Source organism: Sphingomonas faeni (genome assembly GCF_040407495.1).
Lineage (GTDB): Bacteria > Pseudomonadota > Alphaproteobacteria > Sphingomonadales > Sphingomonadaceae > Sphingomonas > Sphingomonas faeni_D.
This window is the reverse complement of record NZ_JAPZPP010000002.1, coordinates 924865-944751: the sequence shown is the minus strand read 5'-3', so window position 1 is coordinate 944751 and position 19887 is coordinate 924865. Positions and strand designations below refer to the sequence as shown.

At 66.0% G+C, this 19887-nt stretch carries 18 protein-coding genes; 17 read left to right on the top strand and 1 reads right to left on the bottom strand.

Annotated elements, in window-relative coordinates; all coding sequences use genetic code 11:
• Positions 1-92: 92 nt before the first annotated feature.
• From O6W96_RS09415 to O6W96_RS09355, 13 genes are all read left to right on the top strand, one after another.
• Positions 93-371 carry a flagellar basal body rod protein FlgB gene (locus O6W96_RS09415; protein ID WP_435372210.1) on the top strand — a complete coding sequence of 93 codons (279 nt, stop codon included), beginning with the start codon at positions 93-95 and terminating at the stop codon, positions 369-371.
• A gap of 18 nt (positions 372-389) precedes the next feature.
• Positions 390-785, top strand: a complete 396-nt coding sequence (gene flgC, locus O6W96_RS09410; protein WP_107952494.1) for a flagellar basal body rod protein FlgC — start codon at positions 390-392, stop codon at positions 783-785.
• 2 nt (positions 786-787) lie between these two features.
• Positions 788-1474 carry a flagellar hook assembly protein FlgD gene (locus O6W96_RS09405; protein WP_353469275.1) on the top strand — a complete coding sequence of 229 codons (687 nt, stop codon included), beginning with the start codon at positions 788-790 and terminating at the stop codon, positions 1472-1474.
• 30 nt (positions 1475-1504) lie between these two features.
• Positions 1505-2773, top strand: coding sequence for a flagellar hook protein FlgE (locus O6W96_RS09400; protein ID WP_353469274.1), 1269 nt, complete (start codon positions 1505-1507; stop codon positions 2771-2773).
• 24 nt (positions 2774-2797) lie between these two features.
• A complete protein-coding gene (gene flgF / locus O6W96_RS09395; RefSeq protein WP_353469273.1) occupies positions 2798-3550 on the top strand; it encodes a flagellar basal-body rod protein FlgF in 753 nt (250 codons plus the stop codon).
• A gap of 13 nt (positions 3551-3563) precedes the next feature.
• Positions 3564-4352: a flagellar basal-body rod protein FlgG gene (gene flgG / locus O6W96_RS09390; protein ID WP_353469272.1), complete on the top strand. Its 789-nt coding sequence runs from the start codon at positions 3564-3566 to the stop codon at positions 4350-4352.
• A gap of 5 nt (positions 4353-4357) precedes the next feature.
• A complete protein-coding gene (locus O6W96_RS09385) occupies positions 4358-5044 on the top strand; it encodes a flagellar basal body L-ring protein FlgH (RefSeq protein ID WP_353469397.1) in 687 nt (228 codons plus the stop codon).
• A 10-nt stretch (positions 5045-5054) separates the two neighbouring features.
• A complete protein-coding gene (locus tag O6W96_RS09380) occupies positions 5055-6146 on the top strand; it encodes a flagellar basal body P-ring protein FlgI (protein WP_353469271.1) in 1092 nt (363 codons plus the stop codon).
• Complete coding sequence (locus O6W96_RS09375; protein WP_353469270.1) at positions 6143-6481, top strand: rod-binding protein; 339 nt, start codon at positions 6143-6145, stop codon at positions 6479-6481. Before O6W96_RS09380 ends, O6W96_RS09375 begins: the two co-directional genes overlap by 4 nt.
• Entirely contained in the window at positions 6478-7824 is a 1347-nt protein-coding gene (flgK, locus tag O6W96_RS09370) for a flagellar hook-associated protein FlgK (RefSeq protein WP_353469269.1), read from the top strand. Before O6W96_RS09375 ends, flgK begins: the two co-directional genes overlap by 4 nt.
• 5 nt (positions 7825-7829) lie before the next feature.
• Positions 7830-8750 carry a flagellin gene (locus tag O6W96_RS09365; RefSeq protein WP_353469268.1) on the top strand — a complete coding sequence of 307 codons (921 nt, stop codon included), beginning with the start codon at positions 7830-7832 and terminating at the stop codon, positions 8748-8750.
• Between the two features lie 136 nt (positions 8751-8886).
• A complete protein-coding gene (motA, locus tag O6W96_RS09360) occupies positions 8887-9750 on the top strand; it encodes a flagellar motor stator protein MotA (protein WP_353469267.1) in 864 nt (287 codons plus the stop codon).
• A 17-nt stretch (positions 9751-9767) separates the two neighbouring features.
• The gene (locus O6W96_RS09355) at positions 9768-10670 is read left to right on the top strand and encodes a flagellar motor protein MotB (protein ID WP_353469266.1); all 903 of its coding nucleotides are present in this window, start codon (positions 9768-9770) and stop codon (positions 10668-10670) included.
• 87 nt (positions 10671-10757) lie between these two features.
• On the opposite strand, the gene O6W96_RS09350 is transcribed toward O6W96_RS09355, so the two are convergent.
• Positions 10758-11264, bottom strand: a complete 507-nt coding sequence (locus O6W96_RS09350; RefSeq protein ID WP_353469265.1) for a MucR family transcriptional regulator — start codon at positions 11262-11264, stop codon at positions 10758-10760.
• 499 nt (positions 11265-11763) lie between these two features.
• On the opposite strand from O6W96_RS09350, the gene O6W96_RS09345 reads away from it, so the two are divergent.
• The 4 genes from O6W96_RS09345 to O6W96_RS09330 are packed head-to-tail and all read left to right on the top strand — an operon-like array spanning position 11764 to position 19822.
• On the top strand, positions 11764-13170 hold the full coding sequence (locus O6W96_RS09345) for an L-serine ammonia-lyase (RefSeq protein WP_353469264.1): 1407 nt from the start codon (positions 11764-11766) through the stop codon (positions 13168-13170).
• A gap of 10 nt (positions 13171-13180) precedes the next feature.
• The gene (locus tag O6W96_RS09340; protein ID WP_353469263.1) at positions 13181-15217 is read left to right on the top strand and encodes a M3 family metallopeptidase; all 2037 of its coding nucleotides are present in this window, start codon (positions 13181-13183) and stop codon (positions 15215-15217) included.
• A complete protein-coding gene (locus tag O6W96_RS09335) occupies positions 15214-16275 on the top strand; it encodes a PLP-dependent cysteine synthase family protein (protein WP_353469262.1) in 1062 nt (353 codons plus the stop codon). The genes O6W96_RS09340 and O6W96_RS09335 overlap by 4 nt, the downstream gene beginning before the upstream one ends.
• 7 nt (positions 16276-16282) lie before the next feature.
• Positions 16283-19822, top strand: coding sequence for a hydantoinase B/oxoprolinase family protein (locus O6W96_RS09330; protein ID WP_353469260.1), 3540 nt, complete (start codon positions 16283-16285; stop codon positions 19820-19822).
• The last annotated feature ends 65 nt before the right edge of the window (positions 19823-19887 follow it).

The following is a 19887-nucleotide window of genomic DNA, read 5'->3' as shown; positions in this document are numbered from 1 at the left end:
GTTGCGCAATGGTTGCGCCAGGAGACGGGCTTGTGTCAGGCGACACGCTTTTCGGGGTTCATGGGGCGGCACTTGAGGTGCGCTCGCAGCGCATGGGTGTGCTGGCGTCGAACATCGCCAACGCCTCGACGCCCGGCTTCAAGGCGCGCGACATCGATTTCCAGGCCGCGCTCGCGTCGGTCGAGAATGACGGCGGCACCAATGCCGCAACCAAGTTCCGCATCCCGACGCAGACCTCGATGGATGGCAACACCGTCGAGCTGAGCCAGGAGCAGACCGCGTTCGCCGAGAATGCCGTCCAGTATCAGACGACGCTGTCGTTCCTGAACGGGCGGATCGGCCAGATTACCCGCGCGCTGAAGGGGGAATAAGACGTGTCCAACCAGCCCATGACGATCTTCCAGGTCGCCGGCCGCGCGATGTCGGCGCAGCTCGTCCGGATGAACACCACGGCGTCGAACCTTGCCAATGCCGGCGGTACGACTGGCTCTGCCGAGACCGCCTACAAGACGATGAAGCCGGTGTTCCGCACCAGCTTCGATGCGGCGAGCGGCATGTCGACGGTCGACGTCGAGCGCGTCGTGACCGCCGGTGAAGCGCCGACCAAGCGCTACGACCCCGACAATCCGATGGCCGACAAGGATGGCAACATCTTCGAGGCGGCGGTCGATGAAACCCGCGAGATGGTCGACATGATGGAGACCGCCCGCAGCTACCAGAACAACATCGAAGTGATGAACACGGCCAAGTCGCTCATCATCGATACCCTCAAGCTAGGCCGCTGATCATGGCAACTTCCTTCGATACAACGCTGTCCAATATCGGCATCACCCGCTCGTCCACCGCAACCGCGCCGAAGACGACGACGGCCGCCGCAGCGGGCTCGCTTAATCAGAACGACTTCCTGAAGCTGATGACCGCGCAGATGCAGAACCAGGACCCGTTCAACCCGGTCGACAACACCCAGATGGTCGCGCAGATGGCGCAGTTCTCTTCGCTCGCCGGCATCTCCGAGATGAACACGACGATGAAGGCGATCTCCGACAAGCTCGGCGCGACCAGCGCGAGCGATGCGATGGGCTATGTCGGCAAGACCGTCCTGACCGAGGGCAATACCGCTTATGGTCGCACCGGCGGCGGGATCGCGGGCTCGGTCGAGCTGGCGGGGGCGGCGAGCGGCGTCAACGTCACGATCAGCGATGCGAACGGCGCCGCGCTTCGGACGCTGGCGCTCGGGCCGCAGGCCAAGGGTACCGTCGGCTACGACTGGGACGGCAAGGACGCGGCCGGCGCGGATGCCGGCAGCGGCCCGTTCACCGTCAGCATCAACGCGCAGAACAACGGCACCACGGTCGCCGCGACCGGGCTGGTCTGGGCGCCCGTCCAGTCGGTTTCGATCACCACCGGTTCCACCATCCTCACCCTTCCCGGGATCGGCGAAGTGCCGGTCAGCGCAGTCCGCCAGATCGGCTGATCGCACCCTCGATTTCAAGGAGTTAAACGCATGTCCTTCTACACTTCGCTTTCCGGCCTCCAGGCATCGCAGACCGAGATGTCGACGATCTCGCACAATCTGGCGAACGTCTCGACCAACGGCTTCAAGAAGAGCCGCACCGATTTCGCCGACGTGATCGCATCCAGCGTATCGGTCGCGCCGTCGCAGCAGGTCGGCTCGGGCGTCATGGTCAAGGGCAACCGCCAGCAGTTCGCGCAAGGCAATCTGATCCAGTCGTCGAACGCGCTCGACCTCGCGGTGTCGGGTGACGGCTTCTTCGTAGTGAAGCCCGAGACCGGCTCGTCGCAGGTCAACTTCACGCGCAACGGTGGCTTCCTGGTCGATGCCGACCGCTTCGTGGTCGATTCGAACGGCAGCCACCTCCAGGTCTATCCGGTCGACGGATCGGGCAGCGTCGTCGCCACCGGGCTCCAGTCCGCGATCAGCCTGCAGCTGCCCGAGACGAGCGGCACCGCGGCACCGACCAAGGCGGTCACGCTGGGCGTCAACCTCAACGCGAGCTCGAAGCTCCCGACGACCGCCACCTTCGATCGCTTCGATCCGTCGAGCTACAACCAGTCGGCGCAGACCACCGTCTACGACGCGTCGGGCAACGCGATGACGCTGACCAACTACTTCAAGCGCACCTCGGTATCGACCGATGCGAACACGCCGAGCACGTGGGAAGTGCACAGCTTCGTCGGCGACAAGGAACTGACGTCGGGCGGCGTTGCAGGATCGAAGATGACGTTCGACGGGACCGGCAAGCTGACCGATCCAACCGCACCGATCGCGTATGACGAGTTCACCACCGCCGGTTCGGCCACCCCGCAGCAGATCGCGTTCAGCTTCGGCGACGCGACCACGCAGAAGGCGAGCGCGTTCGCGGTCAACTCGCGGACGCAGGACGGCAAGGCGGTGGGCCAGATCCAGGGCGTGACGATCGACGAGAAGGGCATCGTCAAGGCGAGCTTCTCGAACGGGGACACGCAGGCACTCGGCCAGGTGATGCTCGCCAATTTCTCGAACCCCGAGGGTCTGCGCCAGCTCGGCAACAGCTATTGGTCGTCGACCGGCGTGTCGGGCACGGCAAAGCTCGGCGAGGCGGGCTCGAACGGCTTCGGCAACCTGATGTCGGGGACGATCGAGCGCTCGAACGTCGACATCACCGAGGAACTGGTCAGCCTGATCGCGGCGCAGCGCAATTTCCAGGCGAATTCGAAGGCTCTGGATACCGCCAGCCAGATTTCGCAGACCATCTTCAACATCCGCAGCTAATCGACAGCGGACGGGGGACCCTGAATGGACAAGCTGGTCTACACCGCGGCGACGGGCCTGCGCGCGCACATGGCGGCGCAGGCGGCGATCGCCAACAACATGGCGAACGCGTCGACGACCGGCTTTCGCGCCGATCGCGTGGTGTTCGACCGGCTGAACCTGAAGGGCGACGGCACCGCGCTGGAGGCACGAGCGCCGACCTCGGAAGAAGTCACCGACGCGGACCGCGCACCTGGCGCGATCCAGATGACCGGTCGTCCGCTCGACGTCGCGATCACCGGCACCACCGCGTGGCTGGCGGTGCAGGCGTCTGACGGCTCCGAGGCGTATACCCGCCGCGGCGACCTGGAGGTTGCGCCGTCGGGCGTGCTGCAGACCGGTGACGGGCATCCGGTGATCGGCTCGGGGGGGCCGATCACCTTGCCGCCCTACCAGTCGCTGTCGATCTCGGCCGATGGGACGATCTCGATCATCCCGCAGGGTGGCGACGCGAAGAACCCGCAGGTCATCGACAAACTCAAGCTCGCCGACACCAAGGGGTCGGACACCGTCAAGGGGCTCGACAACCTGCTGCGGGTCAAGGGCGGGGGGACGCTGCCCGAGGATCTCGATGCGAAGGTGCAGGGCGGGGCAATCGAGGGATCGAACGTCAACATGACGCAGGCGCTGGTCGACATGATCGAGAACCAGCGCAGTTACGAAGTCCAGGCCAACATGTTGAAGTCCGCCAAGGACATGGATGAAAGCGGCGCATCCGTGATGCGCCTGCCGAGCTAGAAGGAACCGACGAATGTCATCCGCAGCCATGCATATCGCGCGTACCGGGCTCGACGCCCAGGATACCCGCATGCGCGTCATCTCGAACAACCTCGCCAACGTGAACACCACGGGCTTCAAGAAGGACCGTGCGGCGTTCGAGGCGCTTGCCTACCAGACCGTAACGACCCCCGGCGCGCAGAGCACCGCGGACACGAAATACGCGACCGGGCTCAACCTCGGCACCGGCGTCCGGCTCCAGGGTACGGCGCGGATCGACACGCAGGGTGCGATGCAGACGACCGGCAACAGCCTCGATCTCGCGCTCGACGGCGACGGCTATTTCCAGGTCCAGATGCCCGGCGGCACGCTCGGCTATACTCGCGCCGGTAATTTCTCGCGCTCGGCCGAGGGCCTGCTGGTCACCAGCGAAGGCTATCAGGTGCAGCCCGGCATCACCGTGCCCGAAGGTACGACCGCGATCACGGTCGGCTCCGACGGCACTGTGTCCGCAACCGTTCCCGGCCAGACCGAGGCGACGCAGATCGGCCAGATCCAGGTCGCGAACTTCCCGAACGGCGCAGGGCTCCAGGCGACCGGCGACAACTATCTCGTCGAGACCGCCGCCAGTGGCGCCGCCAATGTCGGCGTCGCCGGGCAGGACGGTCGCGGCAATATCAAGCAGGGCATGCTCGAGGCGTCGAACGTCAACGTCGTCGAGGAACTCGTTGACATGATCGAGACGCAGCGCGCGTACGAGGTCAATTCGAAGATGATCTCGGCGACCGACGACATGCTCAAATACGTCAACCAGAACCTGTGATCGTGATGCGCTCCCCTATCGCCGCGATCGTCGGCACGCTCGCCATCGCCGGACTTGGCACGTCGTCGGCGGACGCCAACTTGTTCGGCAAGAAGGCACCGCCCGAGGATTTTTCGGTCGCGCGGCCCTTGCCGGTCCAGCCAGTGCCGGTCGTCGCGACCGGCTCGATCTTCCAGGCCCAGGACGGCTACGCGGCCCTCTATGAGGGCTGGCGCGCGCGGAAGGTCGGCGATCCGCTGACGATCGTGCTGGTCGAACGCACCGCCGCGTCGAAGTCGTCGGGTTCGAAGCTCGACAGCAACGGCGGGGCGAGCATCACGCCGCCGACCACCGGCGCGCTCAACCTGTTCAGCAAGAGCGATGCGACCATCAGCGGCGGGCGCAATTTCAACGGCACCGGCGCCGCCGACCAGGCGAACTCGCTGTCGGGCGAAGTCAGCGTCACCGTCGCGCAGGTCTATCCCAACGGCACGATGCTGGTGCAGGGGCAGAAGCGCGTCACGCTCAACCGCGGCGACGAGTTCCTCAAGATCAAGGGCCTCGTCCGTACCGCCGACGTCGACGCGAACAACCGCGTGCTGTCGACGCGGGTCGCGGATGCGCAGATCTCGTACACCGGCAAGGGTGACGTCGCCCGCGCCGGCCGCCAGGGGTGGCTCGGCCGCTTCTTCTCCGTCGTCAGCCCTTTCTAAGGCCGTGACCATGCGCTTCCTGCTCGCCCTCCTCGCATCGCTCCTGATCGCCGCGCCGGCCTCGGCCGACCGGATCAAGGACCTAGGCGGGTTCCAGGGTATCCGTTCGAACCAGCTGACCGGCTACGGCATCGTCGTCGGCCTGCCAGGCACGGGCGACGACAATCTCGAATACACCGTGCAGTCGTTGAAGGCGGTCGCATCGCGCTTCGGTCTCCAGCTGCCACCGTCCGCGAACCCCGGCATGAAGAACGCGGCAGTCGTGATGATCACCGCCGAACTGCCGCCGTTCGCCAAGCCCGGCCAACGGCTCGACATCACCGTCGCGTCGATGGGTAAGGCCAAGTCGCTCCGCGGCGGCAGCCTTATCATGACCCCGCTGCTCGGCGCCGATAACCAGATCTACGCGATGGCGCAGGGCAACCTCGCGGTCGGCGGCCTTGGTGCAGAAGGTGCGGACGGGTCGAAGATCGTCGTCAACGTGCCCTCGACCGGCCGCATCCCCGAGGGTGCCACGGTCGAACGTGCGGTCGCGACCGGGTTCGACAGCGCACCGATGCTCACCTTCAACCTCGCACGTGCCGATTTCACGACCGCGCAGAATGTCGCCGGTGCGATCAACTCGAAATTGGGCTTCGGCAGCGCGCAGGCGATCGACGCGGTCTCCGTCGCGGTCCGCGCGCCGATCGGTGCCGATATCCGCGCGACGCTGATGTCGACGATCGAGAATCTCGACGTCGTCTCCGCCGAGCCCTCCGCCAAGGTGATCGTCAACGCGCGCACCGGCACCGTGGTCATCAACTCGGCGGTCCGGGTAGGGCCTGCGGCGATCACGCACGGCAAGATGACGGTCCGGATCGACGAGAAGCCACAGGTCAGCCAGCCAGCCCCGTTCAGCCAGGGTCAGACCGCGATCACCCCGAACAGCCGCGTCGCGGTCGAGGAGGAGCGTCGCCCGATGTTCCTGCTCGCGCCCGGCCCCAAGCTTGCCGACATCGTCAAGGCGGTAAACGCGATCGGGGCATCGCCGGCCGATCTGGTTGCGATCCTAGAGGCGCTGAAGGAAGCCGGCGCACTCAAGGCCGAGTTGATCGTCCTGTGAGCCCGCTCAACGCACCCCTCTCGCCGACGGCCGCACCGACGACCGGCATCTCGACCGACACCAGCCGCCTCAAGTCGAAGGACAATCTCGACAAGGCCGGCAAGCAGTTCGAGGCGGTCTTCACCGGCATGATGCTGAAGAGCATGCGCCAGGCGAAACTTGCTGACCCGCTGTTCGATTCGAAGGCGATCGATACCTTCACCGACATGCAGGACGGGCTGGTCGCCAAGTCGATGGCCGAGCACACGCCGCTCGGCATCGGCAAGGCGATGACCGATTTTCTGAGCAAATCTCAATCCGATCTTAACTCGACCGCGACAGACTCGCCGCCATGAGCGATCTCCTCTCGATCGGCGCCTCGGGCGTTCGCGCCTACCAGACCGCGTTGTCGACGGTGTCTGAGAACATCGCGAACACCGGAACGGTCGGCTATACCCGGCGCACGACGACGCTGGCCGAGATCTCATCGGTCAATGGCGGGATCAACGCGCGCAACTCGGCGACCGGGAGCGGCGTGATCGTCGTCGGCGTCGGTCGCAGCGCCAACGCATATCGATCGCAAGCGGTTCGCTCGGCGGGCACCGATCTCGGCAAGACCGAGACCAGCGTTGCCTGGATGAGCCGGATCGAATCGTCGCTCGGCGACAACAAGCTCGGCGACCGGCTCACCAGTTTCTTCAGTTCGGCGCAGACCTTGTCGGCGGACCCGACCTCGGTACCGGCTCGGGCGACGATGCTCGAGGCGGCCAAGACCGCCGCCCAGGCCTTTGCCGCAACCGGCAAGGCGCTCGATACTGCGGCGACCGAACTCGATTCGTCCGCGTCGCAGGCGGTCCAGTCGCTCAATTCTCTCGGCACCGCGCTTGCCAAGGTCAATGATGGGCTTGCGCGGACGCAGCCTGGTTCGTCCAGCGCCGCGCAGCTTGCCGACCAGCGCGACCAGCTGCTCGACCAGATGAGTACGCTGACCGACGTCAATACCGCGTTCGACGATCTTGGGCGAGCGACCGTGCGGCTCGGCGGTACGACCGGTACGGTGTTCGTCGTCGGCAACGAAAGCGGACAGGCGTCGTTCGCGCGTAACGACGAAGGCGCGGTGCAGTTCGCGGTGACGCGCGATGGTGTCGCGACCGGGTTGTCGCCGACCGGCGGCGCGCTCGCCGGAATGGCCGAGGGCGCGCAGCGTATCGCTGCGGCGCGCGAGTCGCTCAACGGCATTGCCAGCGACTTCACGACGCAGGTCAACGTGGTCCAGGCACAAGGCCGCGATCTCAGCGGTAACCCCGGCGCTGCGCTCTTCGAGACCGGCGCCAGTCCCACCGACATCTCGGTATCGCTGACCGATCCGCGCGGGATCGCTGCGGCGGGCGCGACTGGTGGCGTCCGCGATGCGTCCAACCTTGCCGCCTTGCAGTCGCTCCGGACCAGCGGCGGCTTCGAAACGCGGACCACGACGCTGATCGCCGGCAACGCCGCCGCGCTCGAACAGCGAAGGACGGTGGCCGATGCACAAGGGGCGATCCGCGATGGCGCGGTCGCGTCGCTCGCATCCTCGTCTGGCGTCGACCTCGATAGCGAGGCGGTCGACCTGCTGCGCTTCCAGCAGGCCTATCAGGCGTCGAGCCGCGTGATCCAGACCGCGCGCGACACGTTCCAGACCATCCTCGATCTACGGTAACGCTCATGCAGATCGCCACCAGCCTCTTCTACGATCGTGCCGCGGGCACGATGGCGTCGCTTACCGGCAAGGCGGATGCGCTCCAGACGCAGATCGCGAGCACCAAGCGGTTCTCCGCGCCGTCGCAGGACAGCGTCGCGTATCAGCGGCTCGCCGGGCTCGCGCGCGATACTGCAAACGACAAGGCTTATGCCGCGAACCTCGGTACCGCCGCATCGGTACTGACGCAGGCGGATACCAGCCTGACCGCGGTCAGCGATCAGTTGCAGAGTGCGGCGGAGCTTACGACGCAGGCGTTGAACGGGACGCTCAACCCGGCCAACCGCAAGGCGATCGGCGTCCAGCTCGCCGGCATCGTCGCGACGCTGGCCAATCTCGCCAACGCGAAGGACGCCCGTGGCCAGGCGTTGTTCGGCGGCGGCGATGGCGCAGCCGCGGTCGCCACCGATGGCAGCTACGCGCTCGCGGGGAAGCCGGTATCGGGTATCCCGATCGGCGACGGCCAGACCATCCAGGCGAACGAAACCGCCGCACGCATCTTCACCGTCGGCGGCAAGGCTGCGCCGGACGGTAGCATCCAGGGCGGCTCCAATACGCTGGAGATGCTGTCCGCCATCGCGACCGCGCTGCAATCGGACGATTTTACGCCGGGCTCGCTCGATACCTCGCTAAAAGACATCAGTGCGGCATCGGATCAGGTGTCGATGGTCCAGTCGTCGCTCGGCGCGCGGGCTGCCCGGGTCGATCTGGAGGCAGCGCGGTTGAAGGATACCGGCGTGGACCGCGAAGAGACTCGCTCGGCGCTGGAGGACACCGATATTCCGACGGCGGTGGTCGAGTTGCAGAAGACGATGACGATCCTGTCGGCGACTCAGGCGAGCTTTTCCAAGCTCTCGGCGCTGTCGCTGTTCGACTATCTTCGCTGACCGTTTGCGCGGCCGATATTTTTTCGGTGAAGCGGTCCCTCTGGTAACCGGTTGGCTACTAAATCCGGTTAATTCCGTGGCTACGTACTTGCCATTGTCGGTCCCCAGGGTCGGCGCATAGGGAATTTCCAGCACCATGTTTCCGGTCATCGGCATCGTCGTCCTTCTCGTCATGGTGTTCGGAGGGTTCGCCTTTACGGGTGGTGCGCTCGGTCCCGTGCTCGAGGCGATCCCACACGAGATGCTGATCATCGGCGGTGCCGCTGCCGGTGCGCTGATAATCGGCAACTCGGGAAAAGAGCTCAAGGCGCTCGGGGCTGGGCTCGGCAAGGTCTTCAAGGGACCCAAATACAAGAAACAGGATTTCCTGGACGTCATATTCCTGGTCAGCAAGCTGATGAAGATGCTCCGGATGGACGGTCCGATCGCGCTGGAGCCGCATGTCGAGGACCCGCAATCCTCGGCGATCTTCGCGGAATATCCGAAGCTCCTGAAAAACCACGCACTGATCAACCTGATCGCCGATACGTTGCGCCTGGTGGTGGTATCGTCGGGAACGCTCGACGTGCACGCGGTCGAGGAGGTGATGGATCAGTCGATCAAGACGCATCACCATGAGGAGGAAAGCGCGCACGGCACGCTGACCAGCCTCGCCGATGCTTTACCGGCTTTGGGTATCGTCGCAGCGGTGCTGGGCGTGGTGAAGACAATGGGGTCGATCGACAAGCCGCCGTCGATCCTCGGTTCGATGATCGGCTCGGCACTGGTCGGCACGTTCATGGGTGTGCTGCTAGCCTACGGCATGGTCGCGCCGCTCGCCAACCGGCTGCGTCAGGTGCTCGATGCCGATGCGGCGATTTACGGCGTGGTCAAGCAGATCATCATCGCCTCGCTGCATGGTCATCCGCAGCCGCTGGTGATCGAGGCCGCGCGCTCGGGGATCGCGCACAAGAACCAGCCGGGCTTCGCCGAAGTCTTCGACGGGCTTCGTGGTAAGTAGAAGGGGCGGCAGATAGCATGGCCCGCGCACCGCACGGTAACATTCAACCGCCCAAGATCATCGTCAAGAAGATCTATATCGAGGGGCATGGCGGCCATCATGGCGGGGCGTGGAAGGTCGCCTATGCCGATTTCGTGACCGCGATGATGGCGTTCTTCCTTTTGTTGTGGATTCTTGGCGCGACCACCGAGAAGCAGCGCAAGGGGATCGCCGATTACTTCGCGCCGACTTTGCTCGACACACGCTCGCTTGGGATCGGCGGCGGCGCGCTGTTCGGCGGTGAATCGATCCTCGACAAGAACAAGATCGGACCCAAGCCAGGGCAGTCGAGCTTGCCACAGATCGCGATCCCCGATGCCGGCCAAGGCGGCGCGTCGATCGGGACTGGCGAGACGGGATCGACCAAGGTCCGCGATGCGCTTGCCAGCGAAGACCGCAAGAATTTCGAGGCGATGCGCAAGCGCGTGCTCAGCCAGATCCAGGGATCGGCCAAGCTCTCGCGGCTGGCGAGCCATGTCAGGTTCGTGCCAACCCACGACGGCATGCGGATCGATCTGGTCGACGATGCCGATTATTCGATGTTTGCACTGGGCACGACCGCGCTCGATCCACAGGCCGGCGAGCTGATCGGCATGATCGCGGGCTCGATCTCGGGCATGCAGAACCCGATCATGATCCGCGGGCATACCGACAGCGTGCCCTATGGCGATCCACGGGCGATGAACAACTGGATGTTGGCATCGGGTCGTGCGGAGGCGACGCGTCGACGACTACTTTCGGGTGGCACACCGGAAGCACGGTTCGAACGGATCGAAGGCGTGGCCGATCGTGAACCCCTGATCGTCAAGGATCCGCATGATCCGCGCAATCGCCGAGTCGCCATCACTTTGTTGTACCGCCGCGGTTCGTTCGGGAAGTAACCGACCGGCTCCAGCCATGACGTGGCCAAAAAAAAAGACCGGCGCCGCAAGACGCCGGTCTCGTTACCGTGGATACCCTGTCGGGATTTACTCGGCGGCGGCAGTTTCGGTCTTGCGCTTGCGCGTCGTTGCAGCCGGCGCGGGCGCGGACGCGGTGTCGGTCTTGCGCGAACCAGGCTTGCGACCGAGGCCGATCTTCTTCGCCATCGCGCGACGGCTTTCCGAGTAATTCTCGGCAACCATGGGATAGTCGGGCTTCAGGCCATAGCGTTCGCGATATTCGGCGGGCGTCATGCCATGCGTCGCGAGATGACGGCGCAACGTCTTGTAGGACTTGCCGTCGATCATCGAGATGATGTGATCCTTTGACGCGAGCGACTTTCGTGCCGTGACCGCTGGCGTATATTCGATCGGGGCCTCTGCAACCGGCGCTTCGGTGGAACTACCGAGCAACGCGGACACGGTCTCGTGCATCTTGCCGAGAAAGGCGGGTACGTCTTCGGCGGAGCTGCGCGTATTGGGGTTGCCGAGCCAAGCAATCGTCAGCTCGGTGGCGAGTTCGACGGCATTCAGGTCGGTGGCATCTTCGGGCATATTGCACTCCATGATTTGCGGACGCCGTAACAATGTGCGACATCGAGTTCAACCACGGAAAGAACCTTGCGGACTAATAATTCGGAAAAATCGATATTAAAAGCCTCAAGATGACGAGATGCGTTCATTCTGATTGTTTTGTATCAATGTCCCGGGCGCGTGATCAACAGGCAGCATCGTGAATAATAGTTCATCGCTACGGCGCTCGGTATCGCTGTCATCGGCGCCGGTTTTTGCCAAGGGTTTATTCGACTGTCGGTTCCCGACGCGCGGCGTCGCACCGTGACGCCGATCCGAATTCCGTGCATGGCGACGGGGCGAATGGTCTGTCTCGCCGCTGTCGCCAGCGACAGCGATGGATCGTACAGGGCTGGTGGGGATGGCGGTTTGAAGGATGCAGTGTGTTGGTGATCGCTAGTGCAAACCCTGTTTCGACGACCCGCGGCGGCCGTGACATCGGCCGATCGACGCCCGCCCCATCCTTAGCGGTCTAAGCGCGATGACCCCCCTGACCTTCGATCGTCCCGACGAGCAGACGCGTGCCCGCCCCGATTGCCACCAGGCGATTTCTATCCTCGACCTGTTCACGATCGGGATCGGGCCGTCGAGTTCGCACACCGTCGGGCCGATGCGCGCGGCGTGGTTGTTCGCCGATCTGGTCGCGGACGACGCGCCGGTTGCGGTGCGCGTCGATCTGTATGGGTCGCTGGCGCTGACCGGGCGCGGGCATGCGACCGATAGCGCCGTGATGCTGGGGCTGAGTGGCGCGCAGCCCGAGACGATCGATCCGGACCTGATACCGGTGCGGCTGGCGGCGATCCGGTCGAGCGGGCGACTGATGCTGGCGGAGCGGGTCGAGATCGGGTTCGAGGAGAGCCAACATCTGCTGTTCCACGCGCAGACTTTCCTGCCGGGGCATCCCAATGCGGTGACGTTCACCGCCTCGTTCGGTGACGGGCGCAGCGTCGAGCGGACCTATTTCTCGATCGGCGGCGGGGCGATTGTCGAGGCGGGCTCGGGGCCGGTGAAGGCGAACATCCTGTTGCCGCGGCCGTTCTCGTCGGGGGCGGAGTTGCTCGCGACGGGTGACGTGACGGGGATGACGATCGCCGATATCGTCCGCGAGAACGAGATCGCCTGGCGGCCGGAGAGTGAGACCGATGCGTTTCTCGACGCCGTCCGTGACGCGATGTTCGCGTCGATCGATCGTGGGTGTCGGCAGGGCGGTATCCTGCCGGGTGGGCTGAAGGTGCCGCGGCGGGCGAAGGCGTTGTTCGAGGGGTTGCAAGCGCGCGATACTGCGGCCGATCCCTCCGCGGTGTTCGAGTGGGTCAGCCTGTATGCGCTCGCGGTGAACGAGGAGAATGCCGCGGGGGGCCGTGTCGTCACCGCGCCGACCAACGGCGCGGCGGGCGTATTGCCCGCGGTGCTGCGCTTCTACGAGACGTTCACCAAGGACCCCACGGCGAAGGGCGCGCATGATTTCCTGCTGACGGCGGCGGCGATCGGGTTTCTCTACAAGAAGCGCGCGTCGATTTCGGCCGCCGAAATGGGCTGTCAAGGCGAGGTCGGCGTCGCGTGTTCGATGGCGGCGGGCGCGCTGGTCGCGGCGCTCGGCGGCACCAATGCGCAGATCGAGAATGCAGCCGAGATCGGCATGGAGCACAACCTCGGGCTCACCTGCGATCCGATCGGCGGGCTGGTCCAGATCCCCTGCATCGAGCGCAACACGATGGGTGCGATCAAGGCAATCAACGCCGCGTATCTGGCGCTGCGGGGGGACGGTCGCCATATCGTCAGCCTCGATGCGGTGATCGAGACGATGCGCCAGACCGGTGAGGACATGCGCTCGCAATATAAGGAGACGTCGCTTGGGGGCCTGGCCGTCAACGTCGTCGAATGCTGAAGGATTTCCCATGACTGCCCCGACGAACCCACTTCTCGATACGCTGTCGCTGCCCCGTTTCGCCGAACTGTCGCCCGACCAGATCGCGCCTGCGCTCGACGAGGCGATCGCGCGGCATGAGGCGATGGTCGAGGCGCTGACGACCACGCGGCCGACCGATTTCGCGGGCGCGTGGCTGCCGTACGAGCGGGCGAATACCGAGATCGGCGCGATCTGGTCGGCGGTGTCGCATCTGCACGGCGTGGCGGACACGCCCGAGCTGCGCGCGGCGTATTCGGAGGGGCAGAAGCGGCTCGTCGAGAACGACATGAAGGTCGGGCAGAACCGCGATTTGTACGAGGTGTTCGTGGCGCTGAGCGTGTCGCCGGAGTTTGCCGACTTGCCCGTCGAGGACCGGGTCGCGGTCGAGCAGGCGATCCGCGACTTCACGCTGTCGGGCGTGGCGCTGGAGCCCGAGGCGCGTGACCGGTTCAGCGAGATTTCGGTCGAGCTGTCGGGGTTGTCGAACGAGTTCGGCAGCGCGGTGCTAGATGCGACCGATGCGTGGTCGGAACTGGTGACGGACGAGGCCGATCTCGCCGGGATCTCGGACGCGGACAAGGCGATGTTCGCGGATGCCGCCAAGGCGAAGGGGCAGGCCGGCTGGCTGGTCACGCTGCAACAGCCGAGCGTCAACGCGGTGCTGACGTTTGCCGAGAACCGCGACCTGCGCGCGCGCATGTACCGCGCGTTCGCGACACGCGCGTCGGACCAGGGGCCGAACGCGGGCGAGTTCGACAACAGTGCGCGGATCGCGCGGATCCTCGAGCTGCGTCACGAGGGCGCCAAGTTGCTCGGCTTCACCGATCCGGTCGCGTGGTCGCTGGAGACCAAGATGGCGCCGAATGGTGCTGAGGTGATCGCGTTCCTCCGCGATCTGGCGCGCCGTGCAAAGCCGGCGGCGGAGTGTGACTTGGCCGAGCTGAAGACGTTTGCCGCCGAGCAACTCGGGATCGCCGATTTCGAGCCGTGGGATGCGGGCTTCGTCTCGAACCGGTTGCGGCAGGATCGCTATGCGGTCGATGCGCAGGTGGTGAAGGCGTATTTCCCGGTCGAGCGGGTGATGGAGGGCTGGCAGACGCTGATGCAGCGGCTGTTCGGGATCAGGCTGGTCGAGCGGGACGACGTGTCGCTGTATCACGACGATGCGCGGTTCTTCGACGTGGTGGACGAGAGCGGGACGGTGTTCGCCGGCCTCTATCTCGATCTCCACGCGCGTACCGGCAAGCGTGGTGGCGCGTGGATGGCGCAGGCGCGGCCTCGGCTGCATGACGGCAATACCGTGACGGTGCCGGTCGCGTATCTCGTCTGCAACTTCGCGCCGGATGGCGGCGAGACGCCGTCTTTGCTGTCGCACAACGACGTGACGACGCTGCTGCACGAGACCGGGCATTGCATCCACCTGCTCTTCACCAAGGTGAACCGGCCGAGCATCGCCGGCACCAACGGGTTTGAGTGGGACGCGATCGAGCTTCCGAGCCAGCTGATGGAGGATTTCGCCTGGGACAAGGACGTGCTGACCGGCATGTCCGGCCACTACAAGACCGGCGAGAAGCTCCCCGCCGACCTGTTCGAGCGGATGGTGAAGGCGCGGCATTTCCAGGCGGGGATGTTCATCCTGCGGCAGGTCGAGTTCGCGCTGTTCGATCTGCTCTTGCATCTCGGCACGATGGGCAGCGATCCGATCGAGGTGATCGAGGCGGTGCGCGACGAGGTGGCGGTGATCCGCCCCCCCGAATGGCACCGCTTCCCGCATGCGTTCAGCCACATTTTCGCGGGTGGCTATGCGTCGGGCTATTACAGCTATCTCTATGCCGAACTGCTCGCGGCGGATGGCTTCGAGGCGTTCGCGGAAGCCGGCCTCGTCGATCGCAAGACCGGCGACCGGTTCCGCGAGGAAGTGCTTGCGCGCGGGGCCACGCGGCCCGCGGCAGACAGCTTCCGTGCGTTCCGCGGGCGTGATCCCGAGCCGACCGCGATGCTGGTCCGTCACGGCCTGCAAGGGTGACGAAGCGCGTCGACCGGCGCTGGTTGTCGGAGGCGGTGCGGCGGATCGAGGCGGACTATAACCGGTCCGCCGACACGCATCTGATTCGGGTCGACTTGCCGCGCTACCCCGGCATCGTGCTGTACCTGAAGGACGAGAGTTCGCACCCGACCGGCAGCCTCAAGCACCGGCTCGCGCGGTCGCTGTTCCTGTACGCGCTGTGCAACGAATGGATCGGGCCCGAGACGACGGTGATCGAATCCTCGTCGGGATCGACTGCGGTATCGGAGGCGTATTTCGCCCGGATGCTGGGCCTGCGCTTCATCGCGGTGGTGCCCGCGACGACCGCCAAGCCGAAACTCGACGCGATCCGCTTCCACGGCGGCGAGATCCACGTGGTCGACGATCCGCGCACCGTCTACGCGGTCTCGCACCGGCTCGCAGCCGAAACCGGCGGGCATTATCTCGACCAGTTCACCTACGCCGAGCGCGCGACCGACTGGCGCGGCAACAACAACATCGCCGAAAGCATCTTCGCGCAGATGGCCGAGGAGGAGCATCCGTGCCCGTCCTGGATCGTCTGCGGCGCGGGGACCGGCGGCACGTCGGCGACGATCGGGCGGTTCATCCGCTATTGCCGGCACGACACGAAATTGTGCGTCGCGGACCCGGTGCACTTGGTGTTCCACCGGCATTTCGAGGACCGCTCGGTGGTGGCGTTACCCGAAGGATGCGCGTCGCGGATCGAGGGGATCGGGCGGCCGCGTGTCGAACCGAGTTTCGTGCCGAGCGTCATCGACCGGATGATCGCGATCGAGGACGCCGACAGCATCGGTGCGATGCGCGCGCTGTCCGACCGGCTCGGGCGGCGGGTCGGCGGCTCGACCGGGACCAACCTCTGGGCGTGCGCGCAGATCGTCGAGGAGATGGCGGCGGCGGGTGAGACCGGGAGCATCGTCACCTTGTTGTGCGATGGCGGCGACCGTTATGGCTGCACCTATTACGACGACGTATGGCTCGACGATCGCGGGGTCGCGTGGACCGATCCCGCGGCGCGGATGACGCAATTTCTGGGCTGAGTAACCGATGACCACATGGCAGTTCTGGATCGACCGCGGCGGCACGTTCACCGATGTCGTCGCGCGGCAGCCCGACGGGCGGATCGTCACCGCCAAGCTGCTGTCGGAAGATCCCGAACGCTATGACGACGCGGCAGTCGAGGCGATCCGGCGGCTGACCGACGGGGCGGATGTGTCGCTAGAACTGCGCATCGGCACGACGGTCGCGACCAACGCGCTGCTCGAGCGCAAGGGCGAGCCGACGGCCCTCGCGATCACCCGCGGGTTTGGCGATGCGCTGCTGATCGGTCACCAGGAACGCTCCGACATTTTCGCGCGCGACGTGAACCGCCCGCCGCCGCTGTTCGCGCATGTCGTGGAGATCGACGAGCGGGTCGGGGCGGAAGGCGACGTGCTCCGTCCGCTCGACGTCGACGCGGCCCGTGCAGGATTGCAGGCTGCGTTCGATAGCGGTTTGCGCGCGGTCGCGATCGTTCTAATGCACGGCTATCGCTTCACCGCGCACGAGCAGGCGCTGGAGAAGATCGCTGCCGACATCGGCTTCACGCAAACCTCGGTTAGCCACCGCGTCGCGCCGCTGATCAAGCTGATCGGGCGCGGCGATACGACCGTCGTCGACGCGTATCTGTCGCCGGTCGTCGATCGCTACGTCGCGGGCTTGAGCGACGCGCTGGGGCAGGGCGCGCTGTTCATGCAGTCGTCGGGCGGACTGGTCGACGGCGCAGGCTTTCGCGGCAAGGATGCGATCCTGTCGGGGCCGGCGGGCGGCATCGTCGGCATGGCCGCGACCGCGCGTGAGGCCGGGTTCGAGCACATCATCGGCTTCGACATGGGCGGCACCTCGACCGACGTATCGCACTACGCCGGGACATATGAACGCGACACCGAGACGCTGATCGCCGGCGCCCGCATCCGCGCGCCGATGCTGCGGATCCACACGGTGGCAGCGGGTGGTGGCTCGATCTGTCGGTTCGACGGCGAGCGGTTGATCGTCGGCCCGGAGAGCGCGGGCGCGGTGCCGGGGCCGGCATGTTATCGTCGAGGCGGGCCGCTGACCGTGACCGACTGCAACGTGATGCTCGGCAAGGTTCGCCCCGAATTCTTCCCGGCGCTGTTTGGACCGGCAGGCGACCAGCCGCTCGATGCCGAGGCGGTGACCGCCCGGTTCGCGGAATTGCCGCTCGATCCGCAGGTCGCGGCGGAAGGGTTCGTGGCGGTGGCGGTGGCGAACATGGCGAATGCGATCCGGACGATATCCGTCGCGCGCGGGCATGACGTGACGCGCTACACGCTCGCCTGCTTTGGTGGGGCAGGGGGGCAGCATGCGTGCCTCGTCGCCGATGCGCTGGCGATGGACCGGGTGATGATCCACCCGCTGGCCGGCGTGCTGTCGGCGTACGGCATGGGGCTAGCCGATCGCCGCGTGCTCCGTGAGGCGACCTCGGGTGCTGCGTTCGCGGACTATGCCGCGATCACGCAGGCGCTGGACGGTCTGGCGGAAGCAGCGCGCGACGCGTTGGTGGCGCAGGGCGTCACGGCGGATGACGTACGGATCGAACGCCGCGTGCATCTCCGCCGAGGCCAGACCGACCACACCATCGAGCTCGATCTCTACGAACCGCCAGCGATGATCGCCGCGTTCGACGCCGCACACATCGCCCAGTTCGGGTTCGCCAGCGAAGCACCGCTGATCGCCGACCGGATCGTCGCGGAAGCCATCGCCGAGAGTCCGCCGCTCGACGCAGCGCTCGTCGCGTTTCCCGAAGAGCCAGCCCCGCCCCTGTCCGTTGCCCCCGTCTACATGGCCGGCGCATGGCACGACACGCCCGTCCTGGCTCGCGAAGGCCTCCCCGCCGGCCACGCCATCGATGGCCCGGCACTGATTCTCGACAGCGTCTCGACCACCATCGTCGAGCCCGGCTGGCGCGCGCGCGTCGATCCGATCGGCAATCTGATCCTCGATCGCATCGCCCCCCGTATCGGCGCGAGCATCGGCACCGAGTCCGATCCGGTCCGGCTGGCGATCTTCGCCGGTCTGTTCATGAGCATCGCCGAGGAAATGGGCGCCGCGCTCCAGCGCTCTGCCGCGTCGGTCAACATCCGCGAACGCCTCGACTTCAGCTGCGCGCTGTTCGACGCGCACGGCAACCTCGTCGCCAACGCGCCGCACATCCCCGTGCATCTGGGCTCGATGGGCGAAAGCATCCGCACGATCATCGACGCGCGAGGCGGCGGCGCAGACGGCCGCAGTATCCGCCGCGGCGACGCCTACGCGCTCAACGCGCCGTATCGTGGCGGCACGCACCTGCCCGACATCACCGTCATCATGCCGGTTTTCGCGGATGCCGGCGATGCGCCCGCGTTCTTCGTAGCGGCCCGCGGGCATCACGCGGACGTCGGCGGGATCACCCCCGGATCCATGCCCCCCGAGAGCCGGTCGGTCGAGGAAGAGGGCGTGCTGCTCGACGACCTTCTGGTTGTCGATGAAGGCCGCTTCCTCGAACCCGAACTGCGCGCAGTGTTCGCCAGCGGCCCCTATCCCGCGCGCAACATCGACCAGAACATCGCCGATCTCGCCGCGCAGTTGGCCGCCTGTACGCGCGGCGCGACCGGTCTCACACGACTCGCGAACGAGTACGGCGCCGACGTCGTCGCGGCCTACATGGAGCACGTTCAGGCCAATGCCGACGCCGCAGTCCGCCGCCTGATCGCAACGCTCGACGACGGTGAGTTCGCCTATGAGATGGACGACGGCGCGGTCGTCCGCGTGGCAGTCCGCGTCGATCGCGAGGCCGCGACGATCGAGGTCGACTTCGCCGGCACCAGCGACCAGCGCCCGACCAACTTCAACGCCCCCGTCTCGATCGTCCGCGCCGCCGTTCTCTACGTCGTCCGCGCGCTGATCGACGAGGCGGTGCCGCTCAACGACGGCTGCCTGCGCGGCGTGACGATCCGCGTGCCCGAGGGCTCGATGCTCAACCCGCGCTATCCGGCCGCGGTCGTCGCCGGCAACGTCGAGACGAGCCAGGTCGTCACCGACGCGCTGTTCGGCGCACTCGGCGCGATGGCGGCGAGCCAGGGGACGATGAACAACTTCACCTTCGGCAACGACACGCATCAATATTACGAGACGATCGCTGGCGGTGCAGGTGCGGGCCCCGGCTTCGACGGCGCGTCGGTGATCCAGACGCACATGACCAACAGCCGGCTGACCGACCCGGAAATCTTCGAAACGCGGTTCCCCGTGTTGCTCGAGGAATTCTCGATCCGCCGCGGCTCGGGTGGGGCAGGCGCGCATAACGGCGGCGACGGGGCGACGCGGCGCGTGCGCTTCCTCAAAGACATGACTGCCTGCATCCTCGCCAACCGCCGCCGCGTGGCGCCGTTCGGGATGGCGGGCGGTGAGGCCGGCGGACTGGGCTCGGCGACCATCGAGCGCGCGGATGGCGGCATCGAGCACCTCGGCTCCACCGCCAAGGTCGACATGCGGCCGGGCGATGTGTTCGTGATCGAAACACCCGGTGGCGGTGGTTTCGGACCCATTTGATCCGCCGCCCGATACGACGACCGGTTGCGGCAACGGGATGGACGCGTCACACACGGTCCGCACAA

Coding starts and splice junctions, on each gene's coding strand:
- O6W96_RS09415 (WP_435372210.1), top strand. CDS start 93: ATGGGTGTGCTGGCGTCGAACATCGCCAACGCCTCGACGCCCGGCTTC.
- flgC (WP_107952494.1), top strand. CDS start 390: ATGACGATCTTCCAGGTCGCCGGCCGCGCGATGTCGGCGCAGCTCGTC.
- O6W96_RS09405 (WP_353469275.1), top strand. CDS start 788: ATGGCAACTTCCTTCGATACAACGCTGTCCAATATCGGCATCACCCGC.
- O6W96_RS09400 (WP_353469274.1), top strand. CDS start 1,505: ATGTCCTTCTACACTTCGCTTTCCGGCCTCCAGGCATCGCAGACCGAG.
- flgF (WP_353469273.1), top strand. CDS start 2,798: ATGGACAAGCTGGTCTACACCGCGGCGACGGGCCTGCGCGCGCACATG.
- flgG (WP_353469272.1), top strand. CDS start 3,564: ATGTCATCCGCAGCCATGCATATCGCGCGTACCGGGCTCGACGCCCAG.
- O6W96_RS09385 (WP_353469397.1), top strand. CDS start 4,358: ATGCGCTCCCCTATCGCCGCGATCGTCGGCACGCTCGCCATCGCCGGA.
- O6W96_RS09380 (WP_353469271.1), top strand. CDS start 5,055: ATGCGCTTCCTGCTCGCCCTCCTCGCATCGCTCCTGATCGCCGCGCCG.
- flgK (WP_353469269.1), top strand. CDS start 6,478: ATGAGCGATCTCCTCTCGATCGGCGCCTCGGGCGTTCGCGCCTACCAG.
- O6W96_RS09365 (WP_353469268.1), top strand. CDS start 7,830: ATGCAGATCGCCACCAGCCTCTTCTACGATCGTGCCGCGGGCACGATG.
- motA (WP_353469267.1), top strand. CDS start 8,887: ATGTTTCCGGTCATCGGCATCGTCGTCCTTCTCGTCATGGTGTTCGGA.
- O6W96_RS09355 (WP_353469266.1), top strand. CDS start 9,768: ATGGCCCGCGCACCGCACGGTAACATTCAACCGCCCAAGATCATCGTC.
- O6W96_RS09350 (WP_353469265.1), bottom strand. CDS start 11,264: ATGCCCGAAGATGCCACCGACCTGAATGCCGTCGAACTCGCCACCGAG.
- O6W96_RS09345 (WP_353469264.1), top strand. CDS start 11,764: ATGACCCCCCTGACCTTCGATCGTCCCGACGAGCAGACGCGTGCCCGC.
- O6W96_RS09340 (WP_353469263.1), top strand. CDS start 13,181: ATGACTGCCCCGACGAACCCACTTCTCGATACGCTGTCGCTGCCCCGT.
- O6W96_RS09330 (WP_353469260.1), top strand. CDS start 16,283: ATGACCACATGGCAGTTCTGGATCGACCGCGGCGGCACGTTCACCGAT.